General features: G+C 56.5%; 13 protein-coding genes and 1 pseudogene. 11 read left to right on the top strand and 3 right to left on the bottom strand.

The window, feature by feature from the left end; translation table 11 throughout:
* Positions 1-223: pseudogene (locus JHD74_RS26565) on the top strand (IS110 family transposase); the annotation flags it as partial.
* A 445-nt stretch (positions 224-668) separates the two neighbouring features.
* Here the strand turns inward: JHD74_RS26565 and mtnA are convergent.
* On the bottom strand, positions 669-1697 hold the full coding sequence (gene mtnA, locus JHD74_RS01580) for an S-methyl-5-thioribose-1-phosphate isomerase (RefSeq protein ID WP_199061384.1): 1029 nt from the start codon (positions 1695-1697) through the stop codon (positions 669-671).
* A 142-nt stretch (positions 1698-1839) separates the two neighbouring features.
* On the opposite strand from mtnA, the gene mtnK reads away from it, so the two are divergent.
* Positions 1840-3039, top strand: a complete 1200-nt coding sequence (gene mtnK, locus JHD74_RS01575; RefSeq protein WP_199061382.1) for an S-methyl-5-thioribose kinase — start codon at positions 1840-1842, stop codon at positions 3037-3039.
* Positions 3040-3114: 75 nt separating this feature from the next.
* On the opposite strand, the gene fadE is transcribed toward mtnK, so the two are convergent.
* Entirely contained in the window at positions 3115-5571 is a 2457-nt protein-coding gene (fadE, locus tag JHD74_RS01570; protein WP_024483640.1) for an acyl-CoA dehydrogenase FadE, read from the bottom strand.
* A 256-nt stretch (positions 5572-5827) separates the two neighbouring features.
* On the opposite strand from fadE, the gene lpcA reads away from it, so the two are divergent.
* Together lpcA and JHD74_RS01560 are read left to right on the top strand one after the other, a co-directional pair.
* Positions 5828-6409, top strand: coding sequence for a D-sedoheptulose 7-phosphate isomerase (gene lpcA / locus JHD74_RS01565; RefSeq protein ID WP_021181931.1), 582 nt, complete (start codon positions 5828-5830; stop codon positions 6407-6409).
* Between the two features lie 84 nt (positions 6410-6493).
* On the top strand, positions 6494-7294 hold the full coding sequence (locus JHD74_RS01560; protein WP_024528984.1) for a class II glutamine amidotransferase: 801 nt from the start codon (positions 6494-6496) through the stop codon (positions 7292-7294).
* Here JHD74_RS01560 and dpaA read toward each other — a convergent pair.
* Positions 7232-8002, bottom strand: a complete 771-nt coding sequence (gene dpaA, locus JHD74_RS01555; RefSeq protein ID WP_024528983.1) for a peptidoglycan meso-diaminopimelic acid protein amidase — start codon at positions 8000-8002, stop codon at positions 7232-7234. The two genes, JHD74_RS01560 and dpaA, sit on opposite strands and share 63 nt — an antisense overlap.
* Positions 8003-8675: 673 nt before the next feature.
* Here dpaA and JHD74_RS01550 point away from each other — a divergent pair.
* The 7 genes from JHD74_RS01550 to JHD74_RS01520 are packed head-to-tail and all read left to right on the top strand — an operon-like array spanning position 8676 to position 15556.
* Positions 8676-10025 (top strand): Na(+)-translocating NADH-quinone reductase subunit A, encoded by a 1350-nt coding sequence (locus JHD74_RS01550; RefSeq protein ID WP_199061380.1) that lies wholly within the window; start codon positions 8676-8678, stop codon positions 10023-10025.
* A 3-nt stretch (positions 10026-10028) separates the two neighbouring features.
* The gene (locus JHD74_RS01545; protein ID WP_065683842.1) at positions 10029-11270 is read left to right on the top strand and encodes an NADH:ubiquinone reductase (Na(+)-transporting) subunit B; all 1242 of its coding nucleotides are present in this window, start codon (positions 10029-10031) and stop codon (positions 11268-11270) included.
* Positions 11260-12054 carry a Na(+)-translocating NADH-quinone reductase subunit C gene (locus tag JHD74_RS01540; RefSeq protein ID WP_074030679.1) on the top strand — a complete coding sequence of 265 codons (795 nt, stop codon included), beginning with the start codon at positions 11260-11262 and terminating at the stop codon, positions 12052-12054. Before JHD74_RS01545 ends, JHD74_RS01540 begins: the two co-directional genes overlap by 11 nt.
* Positions 12047-12676, top strand: coding sequence for an NADH:ubiquinone reductase (Na(+)-transporting) subunit D (locus tag JHD74_RS01535; protein ID WP_024528979.1), 630 nt, complete (start codon positions 12047-12049; stop codon positions 12674-12676). Before JHD74_RS01540 ends, JHD74_RS01535 begins: the two co-directional genes overlap by 8 nt.
* Positions 12677-12682: 6 nt before the next feature.
* On the top strand, positions 12683-13279 hold the full coding sequence (gene nqrE / locus JHD74_RS01530; RefSeq protein ID WP_021181925.1) for an NADH:ubiquinone reductase (Na(+)-transporting) subunit E: 597 nt from the start codon (positions 12683-12685) through the stop codon (positions 13277-13279).
* 15 nt (positions 13280-13294) lie between these two features.
* On the top strand, positions 13295-14518 hold the full coding sequence (gene nqrF, locus JHD74_RS01525; RefSeq protein WP_024483648.1) for an NADH:ubiquinone reductase (Na(+)-transporting) subunit F: 1224 nt from the start codon (positions 13295-13297) through the stop codon (positions 14516-14518).
* A 24-nt stretch (positions 14519-14542) separates the two neighbouring features.
* On the top strand, positions 14543-15556 hold the full coding sequence (locus JHD74_RS01520) for an FAD:protein FMN transferase (RefSeq protein ID WP_233169401.1): 1014 nt from the start codon (positions 14543-14545) through the stop codon (positions 15554-15556).

Raw genomic sequence — 15556 nt, 5'->3', positions numbered from 1 at the left:
ATCGAAAGTGGGACACGGTGAGCTGCGAAGCGCGTTATACATGCCCGCGGTGGTGGCAGGCCAATACAATGTAGTGGTTAAGGACTTGATAGAAAGGCTGAAGTTACGCGGAAAGACGGGCAAAGAGAGAGTCTGTGCAGCGATGCGCAAACTACTGCAACTGGCTTATGGCGTGGTGAAATCAGGAAAGACATTTAATGCGGAAATACCGCTTGCCGGATAACCGACAAGACGGTATCTCTCCCACAAGGAGAGGGAACCGATCGAGCTTGCTGATTTTTCTGCATTCTACCGCCATCCTCGTCGTTCTTGCTCCCAACTTCCCGAAGTTGCACGATCCAACCACGCGCTCCGGGCAGCTCAGCCCAATCCTCTCCCACGAGGAGAGGGAACCGATCGAGCTCGCTGATTTTTCTGCATTCTACCGCTATCCTCGTTGTTCTTGCTCCCAACTTCCCGACGTTGCACGATCCAACCACGCGCTCCGGGCAGCTCAGCCCAATCCTCTCCTTCGAGGAGAGGGAACCGATCGAGCTTGCTGATTTTTCTGCATTCTACCGCCACCCTCGTTGTTCTTGCTCCCAACTTCCCGACGTTGCACGATCCAACCACGCGCTCCGGGCAGCTCCCTCTCCCTGTGGGAGAGGGTTGGGGTGAGGGGCAAAAAGTTATGCCAATGCGCGCTGGAAAATCCCGTCGGCAACCTGCTCTGGCGTAATGACGCCGCTATCCAACACCCAGCCGCTGATTAGCGCCGCAGGAGTCACATCAAATGCCGGGTTGTAGGTTGGCGCATTGAGCGGTGCCCACTGGCAGGAACCAAAGCTGCCGCTGACGCCGGTGATTTCTTCGGCCGCGCGCTGTTCGATAGGAATGGCTGCGCCGTTGGGGCAGTGAGGATCGTGCGTGGTATGTGGGGCGGCCACGTAAAACGGAATATGGTGGTAATGGGCCAGCACCGCCAAGCTGTAAGTACCGATTTTATTGGCCACGTCACCGTTGGCCGCAATGCGGTCTGCGCCTACCCAGACTGCATCGACCTGGCCCGTAGCCATCAGGCTGGCGGCCATGGAATCGCAGATTAAGCGGTAAGGAATGCCCAGTTCTCCCAGTTCCCAGGCGGTAAGGCGGCCCCCTTGCAGCAACGGACGAGTTTCATCGACCCAAACCTGGGCGATCTTGCCTTGCTGATGTGCACGAAGCAGAACGCCAATCGCCGTGCCCACGCCCGCCGTCGCCAGTCCCCCGGTGTTGCAATGGGTGAGCAGGTGACTTCCCGGTTTCACCCACTCGGCCCCGTTATCGGCGATGCGATCGCACAGGGTTCGATCCTCCTCGACCAGGCGCAGCGCTTCCTCGGTCATCGCGCTCACCCAATCCGGCTGAGCCAAAGCCTGCTTCATACGATCCAGATTGTTCATCAGGTTCACCGCCGTCGGGCGTGAGGCGCGAAGTGTCTGTAATGCCTGCTCCAGCTCAGCCTGCGACAGGCCACGCTCAGCCAACAGGGCGAGCAGCAGGCTGGCAGATAGCCCGATCAACGGTGCGCCGCGCACCCGCAGGGCGCGGATATGCCCAACTAATTCGTCCACGCTGTCGCAGGGCAACCAGCACTTTTCCTGCGGCAAAGCTTGCTGGTCGAGGATTTGGAGACGGCTGTCTTGCAGGCTCAGGCTGGTGGTGTTAAGTGCTTGCATCAGTGGTTAAATCCTTGTGTGTTTCTTATTGCATCTGTGAACCCATTCTGCCAACATGACATCCGGATGTATAGACGTCCAAACGCTTTTGCGGCTAAAAATAAAAAATCATCGCTATGGGAAAGAACAGAGGGGTTGGGGGATGTCACAATATCGTACGTTTACTGCTGCCGATGCCGTTGAATACGCGCGCCAATATGGGCAACTGGCCGATCCACTGGCGTTGGTAAGTGCCGATGAGATCGGTGATGGCAATCTGAACCTGGTCTTTAAAATCCGTGATGCTGACGGCGTCAGCCGGGTGGTTGTCAAACAGGCGCTGCCGTATGTACGTTGCGTGGGGGAATCCTGGCCGTTGACGCTGGATCGGGCGCGTATCGAAGCGGAAACGCTGCTGATCCACGGGGCGCTGTGCCCACGCCACACGGTGCAGGTGCTGCATCACGATCCTGAGCTGGCGGTGATGGTGCAGGAAGATCTCTCTGATCATCACATCTGGCGCAGCGAGCTTGTGAAGGGGCGCTACTATCCGCTGGCCGCCGGGCAACTGGCAGAATACCTGGCGCAAACTCTGTTCCACACCTCTGATTTTTACCAGACCGCACAGCTGAAAAAGGCAGAAGTCAGCCGTTTCACCAATCCGGAACTGTGCCAGATCACCGAAGATCTGTTTTTCAGCGATCCTTACCAGGATCATGAGCGTAATCAGTTTGACGAGGCGCTGTTGCCTCAGGTGCTGGCACTGCGTGATGACGCGGCGCTGAAGTTGGCGGTGGCCGGGCTGAAACATCGCTTCCTGAGCAAGGCTGAGGCTTTGCTGCACGGCGATATTCACAGCGGATCGATATTTGTAGCTGAAGGCAAGTTGAAGGCGATCGACGCCGAGTTTGGCTTCTACGGGCCGATCGGCTTCGATATTGGCACTGCGCTGGGTAATCTGCTGCTGAACTATTGTGGGTTACCAGGGTTGTTCGGCCCGCGTGATGCGGCGGCCGGGCGTGAGCAGCGGTTGCAGGATGTGCGTGAGCTGTGGCTGATCTTTGCCGATCGCTTTCTGGCGTTGTGCCATCAACATAGCCGTGACGCAACGTTGGCGCTGCCGGGCTATGCCGAGCAGTTCCTGCAACAGGTATGGACAGATGCGGTGGGTTACTGCGGTACGGAGCTGATACGCCGTACTATCGGGCTGGCGCACGTGGCCGATCTGGACAGCATCACCGATGCGGAAATGCGCGCCGAGTGTCAGCGCAACGCCCTTAATCTGGGGCGCGCGCTGATCGTCAACGCGCCGCACATAGAACACATCGATGCCTTGCTGGCGCGTATCCGCCAACATGGTTGAGCCAATCTGAATCTGCAATGAGAAAGGGGCGATCCTTAACGGTATCGCCCCTTTGGCATTTACGGCCGCTGAACGTTATGCAGCTTCAGTCTGCTGCTGGCGTTTTTCCAGCTTTACTGGCTTTACCGGCTGCTGCGCCGCCAGCGCGTCTGGCGCAAAGTCATCAACGTTGATTGAACGCAGACGGCTCTCTTCCGCTTTCACCAGGATCTTGGCTTCGTCGGCGCTGATTTTGCCTTCATCCAGTGCACGCTGTGCCAGACGGTCCAGACGGGTGAACGGCAGGTTCTTACCGGCTTGCTTGCACAGGCGCTGGTGGATAGGTTCTGCGGCAATCACGTCCAGCAACGCGGCTTCCAGCAGGCCAACCGGGTTATGCTCGCTTGGCGTCAGGTATTGACCACGGCCAAGGCGGCTACGGGTGGCTGAAGGCTGTTGGATAATCTTCGCCAACTGGTGGTCCAGCTTATCCGAAGGTGCGGTATGCACGCGGCCGAATGGGAACACCACCAGGCGCATCACCCCGGCGATAAAGCGGTTCGGGAAGTTGCGCAGCAGGTCGTCCAGCGCTTGCTCTGCCTGATTCAGGCTGTCTTGTACGCCCCAGTGAACCAGTGGCAGATCTTCTTTCTGACGCCCTTCATCTTCAAAGCGTTTCAGCGTGGCCGAGGCCAGGTACATCTGGCTCAGCACGTCACCCAGGCGGGCAGAGATACGCTCGCGGCGCTTCAGGCTACCGCCCAGCACGCCCATGGAAACGTCAGACAGCAACGCCAGGTTGGCGCTCAGACGGTTTAGCTGCTGATAGTAGCGGCGTGTAGCGTCTTTGGTTGGCGTGCTGCTGGTGCGGCCATTGGTCAGGCCGAGCCACAGGCTGCGCATTTTGCTGCTGCCGACGTGGCCGAGGTGGCCGAACAGCGCCTGGTCGAAGCTGTGCAGATCGTTGTTCTGAGCGGCTGCCATTTCGGTCAGTACATAAGGATGGCAGCGGATCGCCCCCTGGCCGAAGATCATCATGGTACGGGTCAGGATATTGGCACCCTCCACCGTGATGGCGATCGGTGCGCCCTGGTAGGCACGGGCCAGGAAGTTGGCTTCGCCCAGCATGATGCCTTTACCGCCGGTGATATCCATCGCATCAATGATGGCCTGTTGGCCACGGTGGGTACAATGGTATTTGACGATGGCGGACAGCACCGCAGGTTTTTCGCCCTGCATCAACGCATAGGTGATCAGCGACGCGGCGGCATCCATCACGTAGGTGTTACCGGCAATACGTGCCAGCGGCTCTTCAATCCCTTCCATCTTACCGATAGAGATTTTGAACTGGCGGCGAATATGGGCGTAAGCGCCTGTCGCCAACGCCACGGATTTCAGGCTGCCGGTGGAGTTGGACGGCAGAGTGATACCACGGCCAACCGACAAGCATTCAACCAGCATCCGCCAGCCTTGACCGGCCATTTTTGGCCCGCCAATGATGTAATCGATCGGCACGAACACGTCGTTGCCGCGGGTTGGGCCATTCTGGAACGGCACGTTGAGCGGGAAGTGACGGTTGCCGATCTCTACCCCTGGGGTGTTGGTTGGGATCAACGCACAGGTGATGCCGGGGGATTCGTTATCGCTCAGCAGGCGGCTTGGGTCATGCAGCTTGAAGGCCAGCCCCAGCACGGTGGCAATCGGAGCCAGGGTAATGTAGCGCTTGTTCCAGGTCAGGCGCATGCCCAGCACCTGTTTGCCTTGCCATTCGCCCATGCATACGGTGCCTACGTCCGGGATGGCCCCGGCGTCGGAACCCGCTTCTGGGCTGGTCAGTGCGAAGCAAGGAATTTCGTCGCCGCGCGCCAGGCCTGGCAGGTAGTGATCTTTCTGCTCTTCAGTGCCGTAATGTTGCAGCAGCTCGCCTGGGCCGAGGGAGTTAGGCACGCCGACGGTGATCGCCAGAATACCTGAGACACCCGCCAGCTTTTGCAGGACGCGGGCCTGAGCATAAGGGGAGAATTCCAGCCCGCCGTACTCTTTTTTGATGATCATCGCAAAGAAGCGGTGTTCTTTCAGATAGGCCCACAGCTCCGGCGGCAGATCGGCCAGTTCGTGGGTGATCTCGAAGTCATTGGCCATGCGGCAGGCTTCTTCTACCGGGCCGTCGATAAAGGCTTGCTCTTCTTCCGTCAGCTTAGGCTGCGGATAGTTGTGCAGCTTGTTCCAATCCGGTTGGCCACGGAACAGATCGCCTTCCCACCAGGTGGTCCCGGCATCGATGGCTTCTTTTTCCGTGGTGGACATTGGCGGCATCACTTTGCGGAAGGCGCGCAGTGCTGGGGCAGAAAGCAGCGAGCGGCGCAGCGAAACGATGTTCAGCGGCAGCAGCACGATTGCCAGCGGTACCAGCATCCAGTAGGTCCAAAGGCCGATAGCGCCCATGGCCGCCGTAAAGGCCAACAGCAGCAGACTGCTGAGAGCCAGGTTCACTCGGTGATAAAACACCACACCAATGAGTGCGAGTAGAACAACGATACTAAGAACCATCATAAGAAGCTCCGAAGTAGTAAGAGGTCTGACCTGTTGTGTATATCTAATGGTTTTAGTCCATACCCATTTTTTTATCAATGCATTTACACTTTAATTACAACTTAAGTCACAAACTGACAGCATCAATTGTCAAAAAATCGCCGGGGCGGTTCACACTAGCGCTGTTTGCGTCGCAACGCTTCTAGGTTTTTCTGCAATCCGTTACACTGCGAGACGAAAGATTGACGATGCCACCGCAAAACAAGAGGCGATCTCTATGTACCACGATTTAATTCGCAGTGAACTGAATGAAGCGGCTGATACTTTGGCGAAATTCCTCAGCGATGATGCCAACATTGATACCATCCAACGCGCGGCAGTGCTGCTGGCGGATTCCTTTAAAGCCGGCGGGAAAGTGATCTCCTGCGGTAACGGTGGCTCGCATTGTGATGCGATGCACTTCGCGGAAGAGCTGACTGGCCGCTACCGTGAGAATCGCCCGGGCTATCCGGCCATCGCGATTTCTGACGTTAGCCATCTGTCCTGCGTCAGCAACGATTTTGGCTATGAGTACGTGTTTTCCCGTTATGTGGAATCCGTAGGCCGCGAAGGCGACGTGCTGTTGGGGATCTCTACCTCGGGCAACTCTGGCAACATTATCAAAGCCATTGAGGCGGCTCGCGCCAAGGGGATGAAAGTGATCACCCTGACCGGCAAAGACGGTGGCAAAATGGCCGGTAGCGCCGACGTGGAAATCCGCGTACCGCACTTTGGCTACGCCGACCGTATCCAGGAAATCCATATCAAAGCGATCCACATCTTGATCCTGTTGATCGAAAAAGAGATGGTTAAGGCTTAACGGCGAGATCAGCATTAAATATAGGGCGTGGCATCAAGCTGCGCCCTTATACCAATGTCAGTAGTCCTCAAGGGGTGGCAATCGATGTGTGAACTGCTCGGGATGAGCGCCAACGTACCAACCGACATCTGCTTTAGCTTTACCGGGCTGGTACAGCGCGGTGGCCGAACCGGGCCACATAAAGATGGCTGGGGCATTACTTTCTATGAAGGCAACGGTTGTCGCACATTCAAGGATCCCCAACCCAGCTTTAATTCACCTATTGCCCGCCTGGTGCAGGAATACCCGATCAAGTCCTGTGCCGTGGTCTCCCACATCCGCCAGGCTAATCGCGGTGAAGTGGCGCTGGAAAATACCCATCCCTTTACCCGTGAACTGTGGGGCCGCAACTGGACTTACGCTCATAATGGGCAACTGAAAGGTTATCGCCAACTGGCGACCGGCAACTTCCGCCCGGTAGGGCAGACCGACAGTGAATATGCCTTCTGCTGGCTGTTACATCAGTTGGCGCTGAAATACCCTCGCACTCCCAGCAACTGGCCAGCCGTGTTTCGCTATATAGCGTTATTGGCCGATCGGCTCAGAGAGAAAGGGGTGTTCAATATGCTGTTGTCAGATGGGCGCTTTGTGATGGCCTATTGCTCCACCAATCTTTATTGGATCACCCGGCGAGCACCGTTTGGCAAAGCCACCTTGCTCGATCAGGATGTAGAGATTGATTTTCAGCGGCAGACCACGCCGGATGACGTGGTCACGGTCATTGCAACCCAACCGCTGACGGGCAATGAAACCTGGCACAAGATAGCACCAGGCGAGTTTGCCTTATTTCACTACGGTGAGCGGCTGGCTACGGGCGAACGGGTTGGTGTTCGTCTCAAGCGTTGAGGCATATTGAGTCGGCTGGGCGCTATTCATGACCGGCTGTGCCATCACGTATTGGCCGTTGGCCACGCTAACCATCGGTGGCTGGCGGTTTTTGACGAAGTAGTCATACCCCGGTTTCAACTGACGCCAGAAGCTGATGTAGGTTGAAGAACGGTGGCGTTGCAGGTTCTGTTCGGTCATGCGGAACGGATAAATGCTGATATCCACCCGGCTTTGTCCGTGAGCAAACGCCGCTTCAACGTAACGATAGATATCGTCCATATAGGCGTTGGTCATCGCGTAGCAACCAATCGATTTACATTCCCCGTGGATCATCAGATAGGCACCGGAATATCCCTGCGCTTTATCGTAATCATTAGGGAAACCGATGTTGATGGCGCGATAATATTTGCTGTCTGGTTTCAGATGGCGGGTGTCGACGCTATAAAAGCCTTCGGGGCTTTTAAAATCCCCTTCACGGCGCTTTGGGCCAAGCCCTCCGGAGAAGTTACAGATAGAGAAACTATTCACCAGGCGGAATTCGTTGCCCATCTTGGCGTACAACTCCAGCTTGCGCTCTTCTTTGAATATCTGGATATAGACCGGTGAACCTAATAACTGCTGTGCAACCAACGGGGCCTGGGGAGCCGGGGCTGGCTCACTGGCGCTGCACGCCGTGATCAGCGGCGTACAAAATAGCATCGCAAACAACAGCGCGATTTTGCTCATTCTTAATTTATCCTGCTTATATTTATTTGCTGGCATATCCCCGTCGCCTTTCAAGCTGCAGCGTTGTTACCTGCGCTTGCTCACCCCAGTCACTTACCTAAGTAAGCTCCTGGGGATGAACAAGCTAGTCGCCTAGCTGCAGCTTGAAATTCATAGGGGATAAAAACTAATGTAGCCAGCATGCCACTGACGAGATTTCGTATTTAACCCCGTCAGATTACCAGCGTGTTGTTTTTTAGCAATATGCGAAGTGTATAAAAAAACTACAATCCTCGGTAAAAGTGAAATGAACCCACGTTTTTAACGAGTAGTGTCAAGAGATAACAGGTGTTTAATTGCATTTCCTCGACTCAGGTCACTAGATAGCACGGAAAAATTCTGTCGAAAATGTTAATATCTTGCCCATGCTGCATCGTTATTAATCGGTAATCAGTACAGGGATATTGTGTGAAATAGCAACAATTCCGCCATCGTTGATAGCAATGTTTTAACAATATGCGGTATTGGCTTAATCATTGGCCTGGATGTCGGCGGTCAGTGTGAATATTCAAGTTGGGCATGAGGTCATCGTGTTCATCCGGAGGGGGCTAGGGCCACCTCATCATCCTGCATGCTTTGTGCCTGCCTCTGGGTTGGTTAGGCGTGTGAAAATTAAAAACATCGTATAAATCCTATGATCAAAATAAAAAAAGGGTTAGATCTGCCAATCGCTGGGGCGCCTTCGCAGGCGATCCAGGATGGCCCAGCGGTCACGCAAGTGGCGCTGCTAGGCCAGGAATATGTTGGTATGCGCCCCTCCATGTTGGTACAGGTTGGCGATCGCGTTAAAAAAGGCCAGGCGCTGTTTGAAGACAAGAAGAACCCTGGGGTTTTCTTCACGGCACCGGCCAGCGGGCAGGTCGCCGCAATCAATCGCGGCGAACGCCGCATGTTGCAATCGGTGGTGATTGACATCGACAACGGCGGCGAAGAGCAGGTGGAACTGGCCTATTATCAGCAGGCCGATTTGCCGATGTTGGAGCGCCAGCAGGTTGAAAGCGATCTGATCGCCAGCGGCCTGTGGACCGCACTGCGTACTCGCCCATTTAGCAAAACCCCCCGCCCAGGTACCTCACCGCGCGCTATTTTCGTCAGCGCTATCGATACCCAGCCGCTGGCAGCGGATCCGTTGGTGATTATCAACGAGCAATTGGCGGCATTTAATGCCGGGCTGACGGTATTGGCACGCCTTACAGACGGCAAGGTACGCGTCTGCCACGCAGCGGGTACGCGGCTGGATACGGCTGCTGGCGCGCAGATTGATTACAGCGAGTTTGCTGGCCCGCACCCTGCGGGGCTGGTGGGCACGCATATTCACTTCCTGGAGCCGGTTAGCCTGAAGAAAACCGTTTGGCATATCGGTTATCAGGATGTGATCGCCATCGGCACCCTATTTACTACCGGCAAGCTGGATACCCGGCGCGTGGTCGCTCTGGCGGGGCCACAGGTGGAACAGCCGGTGCTGCTGCGCACCCGTTTGGGGGCTAGCCTGGATCAACTGACAGCGGGCCGCCTGAAGGCCGGTGAGAACCGTGTGATTTCCGGCTCGGTGCTGAGTGGTTTCCATGCCAGCGGCCCGAGTGCCTGGCTTGGCCGTTTCCACAACCAGGTGTCGGTATTGCTGGAAGGCCGGGAGAAAGAGTTGTTCGGCTGGATTGCTCCGGCATCGGACAAGTTCTCCATCACCCGCACCACGCTGGGCCATTTCCTCAAGCACAAGCTGTTCGCTTTCTCCACCACCACCAACGGCGGTGAGCGTTCGATGGTACCGATCGGCAATTACGAGCGGGTGATGCCGCTGGATATTCTGCCGACCCATCTGCTGCGCGATCTGCTGGCGGGCGATACGGACAGTGCCCAGGCGCTGGGCTGTCTGGAGCTGGATGAAGAAGATCTGGCGTTGTGTACCTTCGTTTGCCCCGGCAAGTATGAATATGGCCCGGTGCTGCGCGAAGTGCTGACCAAGATTGAGCAGGAAGGATAACCGATGGGCCTGAAGAATTTTTTTGACAAGATTGAGCATCACTTCACGCCGGGCGGCAAGCTGGAAAAGTGGTACCCGCTGTTTGAAGCGACGGCAACGGTGTTCTATACCCCAGGCACAGTAACGCGCGGGGCTTCGCACGTACGTGATGCCATCGATCTGAAACGCATGATGATCCTGGTGTGGTTGGCGGTGTTCCCGGCCATGTTCTGGGGCATGTATAACGTTGGGCAGCAGACCATTCCTGCATTGCACCATCTGTACAGCGGCGATCAGCTGCAACAGGTGCTGGCGGGGGACTGGCATTACTGGCTGGCTCAGATGCTGGGGGCAACACTCGGCGCCGATGCTGGCTGGATCAGCAAGATGGTGCTCGGTGCGACCTACTTCGTGCCGATCTACGCCGTGGTATTCCTGGTGGGTGGCTTCTGGGAAGTGGTGTTTGCGATGGTACGCAAACATGAGATCAACGAAGGCTTCTTCGTTACCTCCATTCTGTTCGCCCTGATTGTGCCGCCAACCCTGCCGTTATGGCAGGCCGCGCTGGGCATCAGCTTTGGTGTCGTGGTCGCCAAGGAGATCTTCGGCGGTACCGGGCGTAACTTCCTCAACCCGGCGTTGGCGGGGCGAGCCTTCCTGTTCTTTGCTTATCCGGCGCAGATTTCTGGCGATCTGGTGTGGACGGCGGCAGACGGCTTTTCCGGTGCGACTCCGTTGGCGCAATGGAGCGTCGGCGGAGTTCACAGCCTGACCAACGTCACCACCGGCCAATCCATCAGTTGGATGGATGCATTTATCGGTAACATCCCTGGTTCGATCGGGGAAGTCTCAACCCTGATGATCCTGCTAGGCGGGGCGATTATCCTGTTTGGCCGTGTCGCTTCCTGGCGCATTGTGGCCGGTGTGATGATCGGCATGATCGCCACGGCATATCTGTTCAATGCCATCGGCTCTACCACCAATCCGATGTTTGCCATGCCTTGGTACTGGCATCTGGTGCTGGGCGGCTTTGCCTTCGGTATGGTGTTTATGGCTACCGACCCGGTTTCCGCCTCGTTTACCAACAAAGGGAAGTGGTGGTACGGCATCCTGATCGGCGTGATGTGCGTGCTGATCCGGGTGGTCAACCCGGCCTATCCGGAAGGCATGATGCTGGCGATCCTGTTCGCCAACCTGTTCGCACCGCTGTTCGATTACCTGGTGGTGCAGGCTAACATCAAGCGGAGAAAAGCACGTGGCGAATGAATCTAAAAATGACAGCATTGGCAAAACGCTGCTGGTAGTGCTGCTGCTGTGTCTGGTGTGTTCTGTAGTGGTCGCGGGTTCTGCCGTTGGGCTGCAATCCAGGCAGCAAGAACAGCGGTTGCTGGATAAGCAGCGCAACATCCTGGACGTAGCCGGTTTACTGCAACCGGGGATGACTGGCGAACAGGTGAAAGCCACCTTTAGCAAGCGCATCGAACCGCGTTTGCTGGATCTGGACAGCGGCGAGTTTGTGCCTGGCGATGCGGCCGCCTTCGATCTGGCCGCCGCGCTACGCAGCGATGCCAAGAGCCGGGCGTTGACCGCCGAGCAGGATCTGGCCGGCATCCGCCGCCGTAGCAATGAGGCCGAAATCTACCTGGTGCGCAACGAAAGCGGCGCGGTGGACAAGATTGTGCTGCCGGTTTACGGCACTGGTCTATGGTCGATGATGTACGCCTTTGTTGCGCTGGATGCCGATGGCAATACGGTACGCGGGTTGAGTTTCTACCAGCACGGCGAAACCCCGGGCCTGGGCGGCGAGATCCAGAACGCCAGCTGGCGCGCGCAGTGGATCGGCAAGCAGCTGTTTGATGACAACGGCAACCCGGCTATCCGCATTGTGAAGGGCGGAGCGCGGCAAGGTGATATCCACGGTGTGGATGGCCTGTCCGGCGCGACGCTGACCGCTAACGGCGTACAGCATACGTTTAATTTCTGGTTGGGCGAGTATGGCTTTGGCCCATTCCTGCAGAAAGTCCGTGAAGGAGCGCTGAAAAATGGCTGATTCCAAAGAGGTTAAACGGGTCCTGTTGGGGCCGCTGTTTGACAATAACCCGATCGCGCTGCAGGTGCTTGGCGTCTGTTCGGCGCTGGCGGTGACCACCAAGCTGGAAACGGCGGTGGTGATGACGATTGCGGTCACCCTGGTCACCGCGTTTTCCAGCTTCTTTATTTCGCTGATCCGCCACCATATCCCCAACAGCGTGCGCATTATCGTGCAGATGACGATCATCGCCTCGCTGGTGATCGTGGTCGATCAGTTGCTGCGTGCCTATGCGTTTGAAATCTCCAAACAGCTTTCGGTATTCGTCGGGCTGATCATCACCAACTGTATCGTGATGGGTCGCGCCGAGGCGTATGCCATGAAGTCACCGCCGATTGAGAGTTTCATGGACGGTATCGGCAACGGCCTGGGCTACGGCGTGATCCTGATCCTGGTGGGCTTCCTGCGTGAGCTGGTCGGTTCGGGCAAACTGTTTGGCATTACGGTGCTGGAAACGGTGCAGAACGGCGGCTGGTATCAGCCCAACGGCCTGTTCCTGCTGGCGCCGAGTGCGTTCTTTATCATCGGCCTGCTGATTTGGGGACTACGTGCCCTCAAGCCAGCGCAGATAGAAAAGGAGTAACCGCCGATGGCTCACTATATCAGCCTGTTTGTGCGTGCGGTGTTCGTTGAGAACATGGCGCTGGCGTTCTTCCTGGGGATGTGTACCTTCCTGGCGGTGTCGAAGAAGGTCTCGACCTCGTTTGGCTTGGGGATTGCCGTGACGCTGGTACTGGGGATCTCGGTACCGGTCAACAACCTGGTCTATAACCTGATCCTGCGTGACGGGGCGCTGGTGGAAGGCGTCGATCTGAGCTTCCTCAACTTCATCACCTTTATCGGCGTGATTGCGGCGCTGGTGCAGATCCTGGAGATGATCCTCGATCGCTTCTTCCCGGCGCTTTACAACGCCCTGGGGATCTTCCTGCCGTTGATCACGGTGAACTGTGCCATTTTCGGCGGCGTGTCGTTCATGGTGCAGCGTGATTACAACTTTATGGAATCCGTGGTGTATGGCTTCGGCTCCGGCACCGGCTGGATGCTGGCGATTGTTGCCATGGCGGGGATCCGTGAAAAACTGAAGTATGCCGATGTGCCAGCCGGGTTGCGTGGCCTGGGCATTACCTTTATTACCACCGGATTGATGGCATTGGGCTTTATGTCGTTCTCCGGCGTCCAGTTGTAAAGGCAGGAAGCATTTATGGAAATTATTTTAGGCGTGGTGATGTTTACCTGCATCGTGATGGTGCTGGCGTTACTGATCCTGTTTGCCAAATCCAAGTTGGTGAACACCGGTGACATTGCCGTTGAGGTTAACGGCGATCAAGACAAAAGTTTTACCGCCCCCGCAGGGGACAAGCTGCTGAATATGCTGTCCAGTCAGGGGATCTTTGTTTCCTCAGCCTGTGGCGGCGGCGGTTCCTGCGGCCAGTGCCGGGTGGTGATCAAAGAGGGCGGCGGCGATATTCTGCCAACCGAGCTTTCTCATATCAGCAAGCGTGAAGCCAAAGAGGGCTGCCGCCTGGCGTGCCAGGTTAACGTGAAGCAGAACCTGAAAATCGAGCTGCCGGAAGAGATCTTCGGCGTGAAGAAATGGGACTGCGAGGTGATCTCCAACGATAACAAAGCCACCTTTATCAAAGAGCTGAAGCTGCGCATTCCTGACGGGGAAGATGTGCCTTTCCGCGCCGGGGGCTTTATCCAGATCGAAGCGCCCGAGCATGAAGTGAGCTATGCCGATTTCGATGTGCCGCAGGAGTACCGTGGCGACTGGGATAAATTCAATCTGTTCCGCTATCGTTCGGTCGTCAAAGAACCGACGGTGCGCGCCTATTCGATGGCCAACTATCCCGATGAGAAAGGCATCATCATGCTCAACGTGCGTATTGCTACGCCGCCGCCGAGCAACCCGGACGTGCCGCCGGGCATTATGTCTTCCTATATCTGGTCGCTGAAGGCGGGGGATAAGGTGACCATCTCCGGGCCGTTTGGTGAGTTCTTTGCCAAAGACACCGACGCCGAGATGATCTTTATCGGCGGAGGGGCCGGCATGGCACCGATGCGTTCCCACATCTTCGATCAGTTGAAGCGCCTGAAGTCGAAGCGCAAAATCACCTTCTGGTACGGTGCGCGTTCCTTGCGCGAGATGTTCTACGAGGACGACTTCAACCACCTGCAGGAAGAGAATGAAAACTTCACCTGGCATGTAGCGCTCTCCGATCCGCAGCCCGAAGATAACTGGACGGGCTACACCGGCTTTATTCATAATGTCCTGCTGGAAAATTATCTGCGTAACCATCCAGCGCCGGAAGATTGTGAATTCTATATGTGTGGGCCGCCGATGATGAACGCGGCGGTGATCAAAATGTTGAAAGATTTGGGTGTGGAAGATGAAAACATCATGCTCGATGACTTTGGCGGTTAAATGCGAGCAGCAGGCGGCGATGGAATGAAGGCTTGGATGATGGTGGTGGCGCTGGCCACCGCAGTGTTACTGACCGGTTGTGAGCCGAAACAGGAAAACCTCAAGGGTAAAACCATGGGGACGTCGTACTCGATCAGTTATCTCCCTGGGGACGGAACGCCTTCGCTGGCAACCCTGCAAGCGGAGATCGACAAACGGCTGGTACAGGTCAACGATCAGATGTCGACCTATCAACCTGATTCCGAGTTGAGCCGCTTTAACGCCAGCCGGGAAGTGGGCAAACCTTTCCCGGTTTCTGCTGCCACCACGGAAGTGGTGCTGGAAGCGCTGCGCATTAACCGTGTGACCGACGGTGCGCTGGACGTGACCGTCGGGCCGCTGGTGAACCTATGGGGTTTTGGCCCAGAAGGGCGGCCTGATAAAGTGCCGAGCGTCGCCGAGCTGGAACAGCGCCGCAACTGGACGGGGATCGACAAGCTGTCGGTAGAAGGCAATGCGCTGGTGAAACGTATTCCTGAGCTGTATGTCGACCTCTCTTCCATTGCCAAAGGCTACGGCGTTGATGCGATTGCTCAGTATCTGCAATCACAGCACGTCGCAAACTACATGGTTGATATTGGTGGGGAGGTCCGCACCCGTGGCCATAACGGCGAGAAGAAACCCTGGCGCATTGCCATCGAACGGCCAAACGCCGGGGGGGAGCAGCAGGCGCAACTGGTGATCGAGCCTGGTGAGATGGCGATGGCCACCTCCGGGGATTACCGAAACTACTTCGAGCAGGACGGAGTGCGCTATTCTCATACTATCGATCCGCTCACCGGTAAACCGATCCACCACAATTTAGTGTCGATCACGGTGATCAGCCCGCTGTGTATGACGGCGGACGGCCTTTCTACCGGGTTAAACGTGATGGGGCCGGAGCGGGGTATGGCGCTGGCCAACCTGCTGGGGATCCCGGTGTTTATGATCGTGAAAACCGCCAAGGGGTTTGAAGAACGTTATTCCGATGCGTTCAAACCCTATCTGAAGAAAGGGTAG

This window comes from Serratia sp. ASV30 (assembly GCF_016428815.1).
GTDB classification, from domain to species: domain Bacteria; phylum Pseudomonadota; class Gammaproteobacteria; order Enterobacterales; family Enterobacteriaceae; genus Chania; species Chania fonticola_C.
This window is presented reverse-complemented; position numbering and strand designations above follow the sequence as displayed.

Bases quoted from the DNA above. Each gene is read 5' to 3' on its own strand.
- mtnA (WP_199061384.1), bottom strand. From the start codon at position 1,697: ATGCAAGCACTTAACACCACCAGCCTGAGCCTGCAAGACAGCCGTCTC.
- mtnK (WP_199061382.1), top strand. From the start codon at position 1,840: ATGTCACAATATCGTACGTTTACTGCTGCCGATGCCGTTGAATACGCG.
- fadE (WP_024483640.1), bottom strand. From the start codon at position 5,571: ATGATGGTTCTTAGTATCGTTGTTCTACTCGCACTCATTGGTGTGGTG.
- lpcA (WP_021181931.1), top strand. From the start codon at position 5,828: ATGTACCACGATTTAATTCGCAGTGAACTGAATGAAGCGGCTGATACT.
- JHD74_RS01560 (WP_024528984.1), top strand. From the start codon at position 6,494: ATGTGTGAACTGCTCGGGATGAGCGCCAACGTACCAACCGACATCTGC.
- dpaA (WP_024528983.1), bottom strand. From the start codon at position 8,002: ATGAGCAAAATCGCGCTGTTGTTTGCGATGCTATTTTGTACGCCGCTG.
- JHD74_RS01550 (WP_199061380.1), top strand. From the start codon at position 8,676: ATGATCAAAATAAAAAAAGGGTTAGATCTGCCAATCGCTGGGGCGCCT.
- JHD74_RS01545 (WP_065683842.1), top strand. From the start codon at position 10,029: ATGGGCCTGAAGAATTTTTTTGACAAGATTGAGCATCACTTCACGCCG.
- JHD74_RS01535 (WP_024528979.1), top strand. From the start codon at position 12,047: ATGGCTGATTCCAAAGAGGTTAAACGGGTCCTGTTGGGGCCGCTGTTT.
- nqrE (WP_021181925.1), top strand. From the start codon at position 12,683: ATGGCTCACTATATCAGCCTGTTTGTGCGTGCGGTGTTCGTTGAGAAC.
- nqrF (WP_024483648.1), top strand. From the start codon at position 13,295: ATGGAAATTATTTTAGGCGTGGTGATGTTTACCTGCATCGTGATGGTG.
- JHD74_RS01520 (WP_233169401.1), top strand. From the start codon at position 14,543: ATGAAGGCTTGGATGATGGTGGTGGCGCTGGCCACCGCAGTGTTACTG.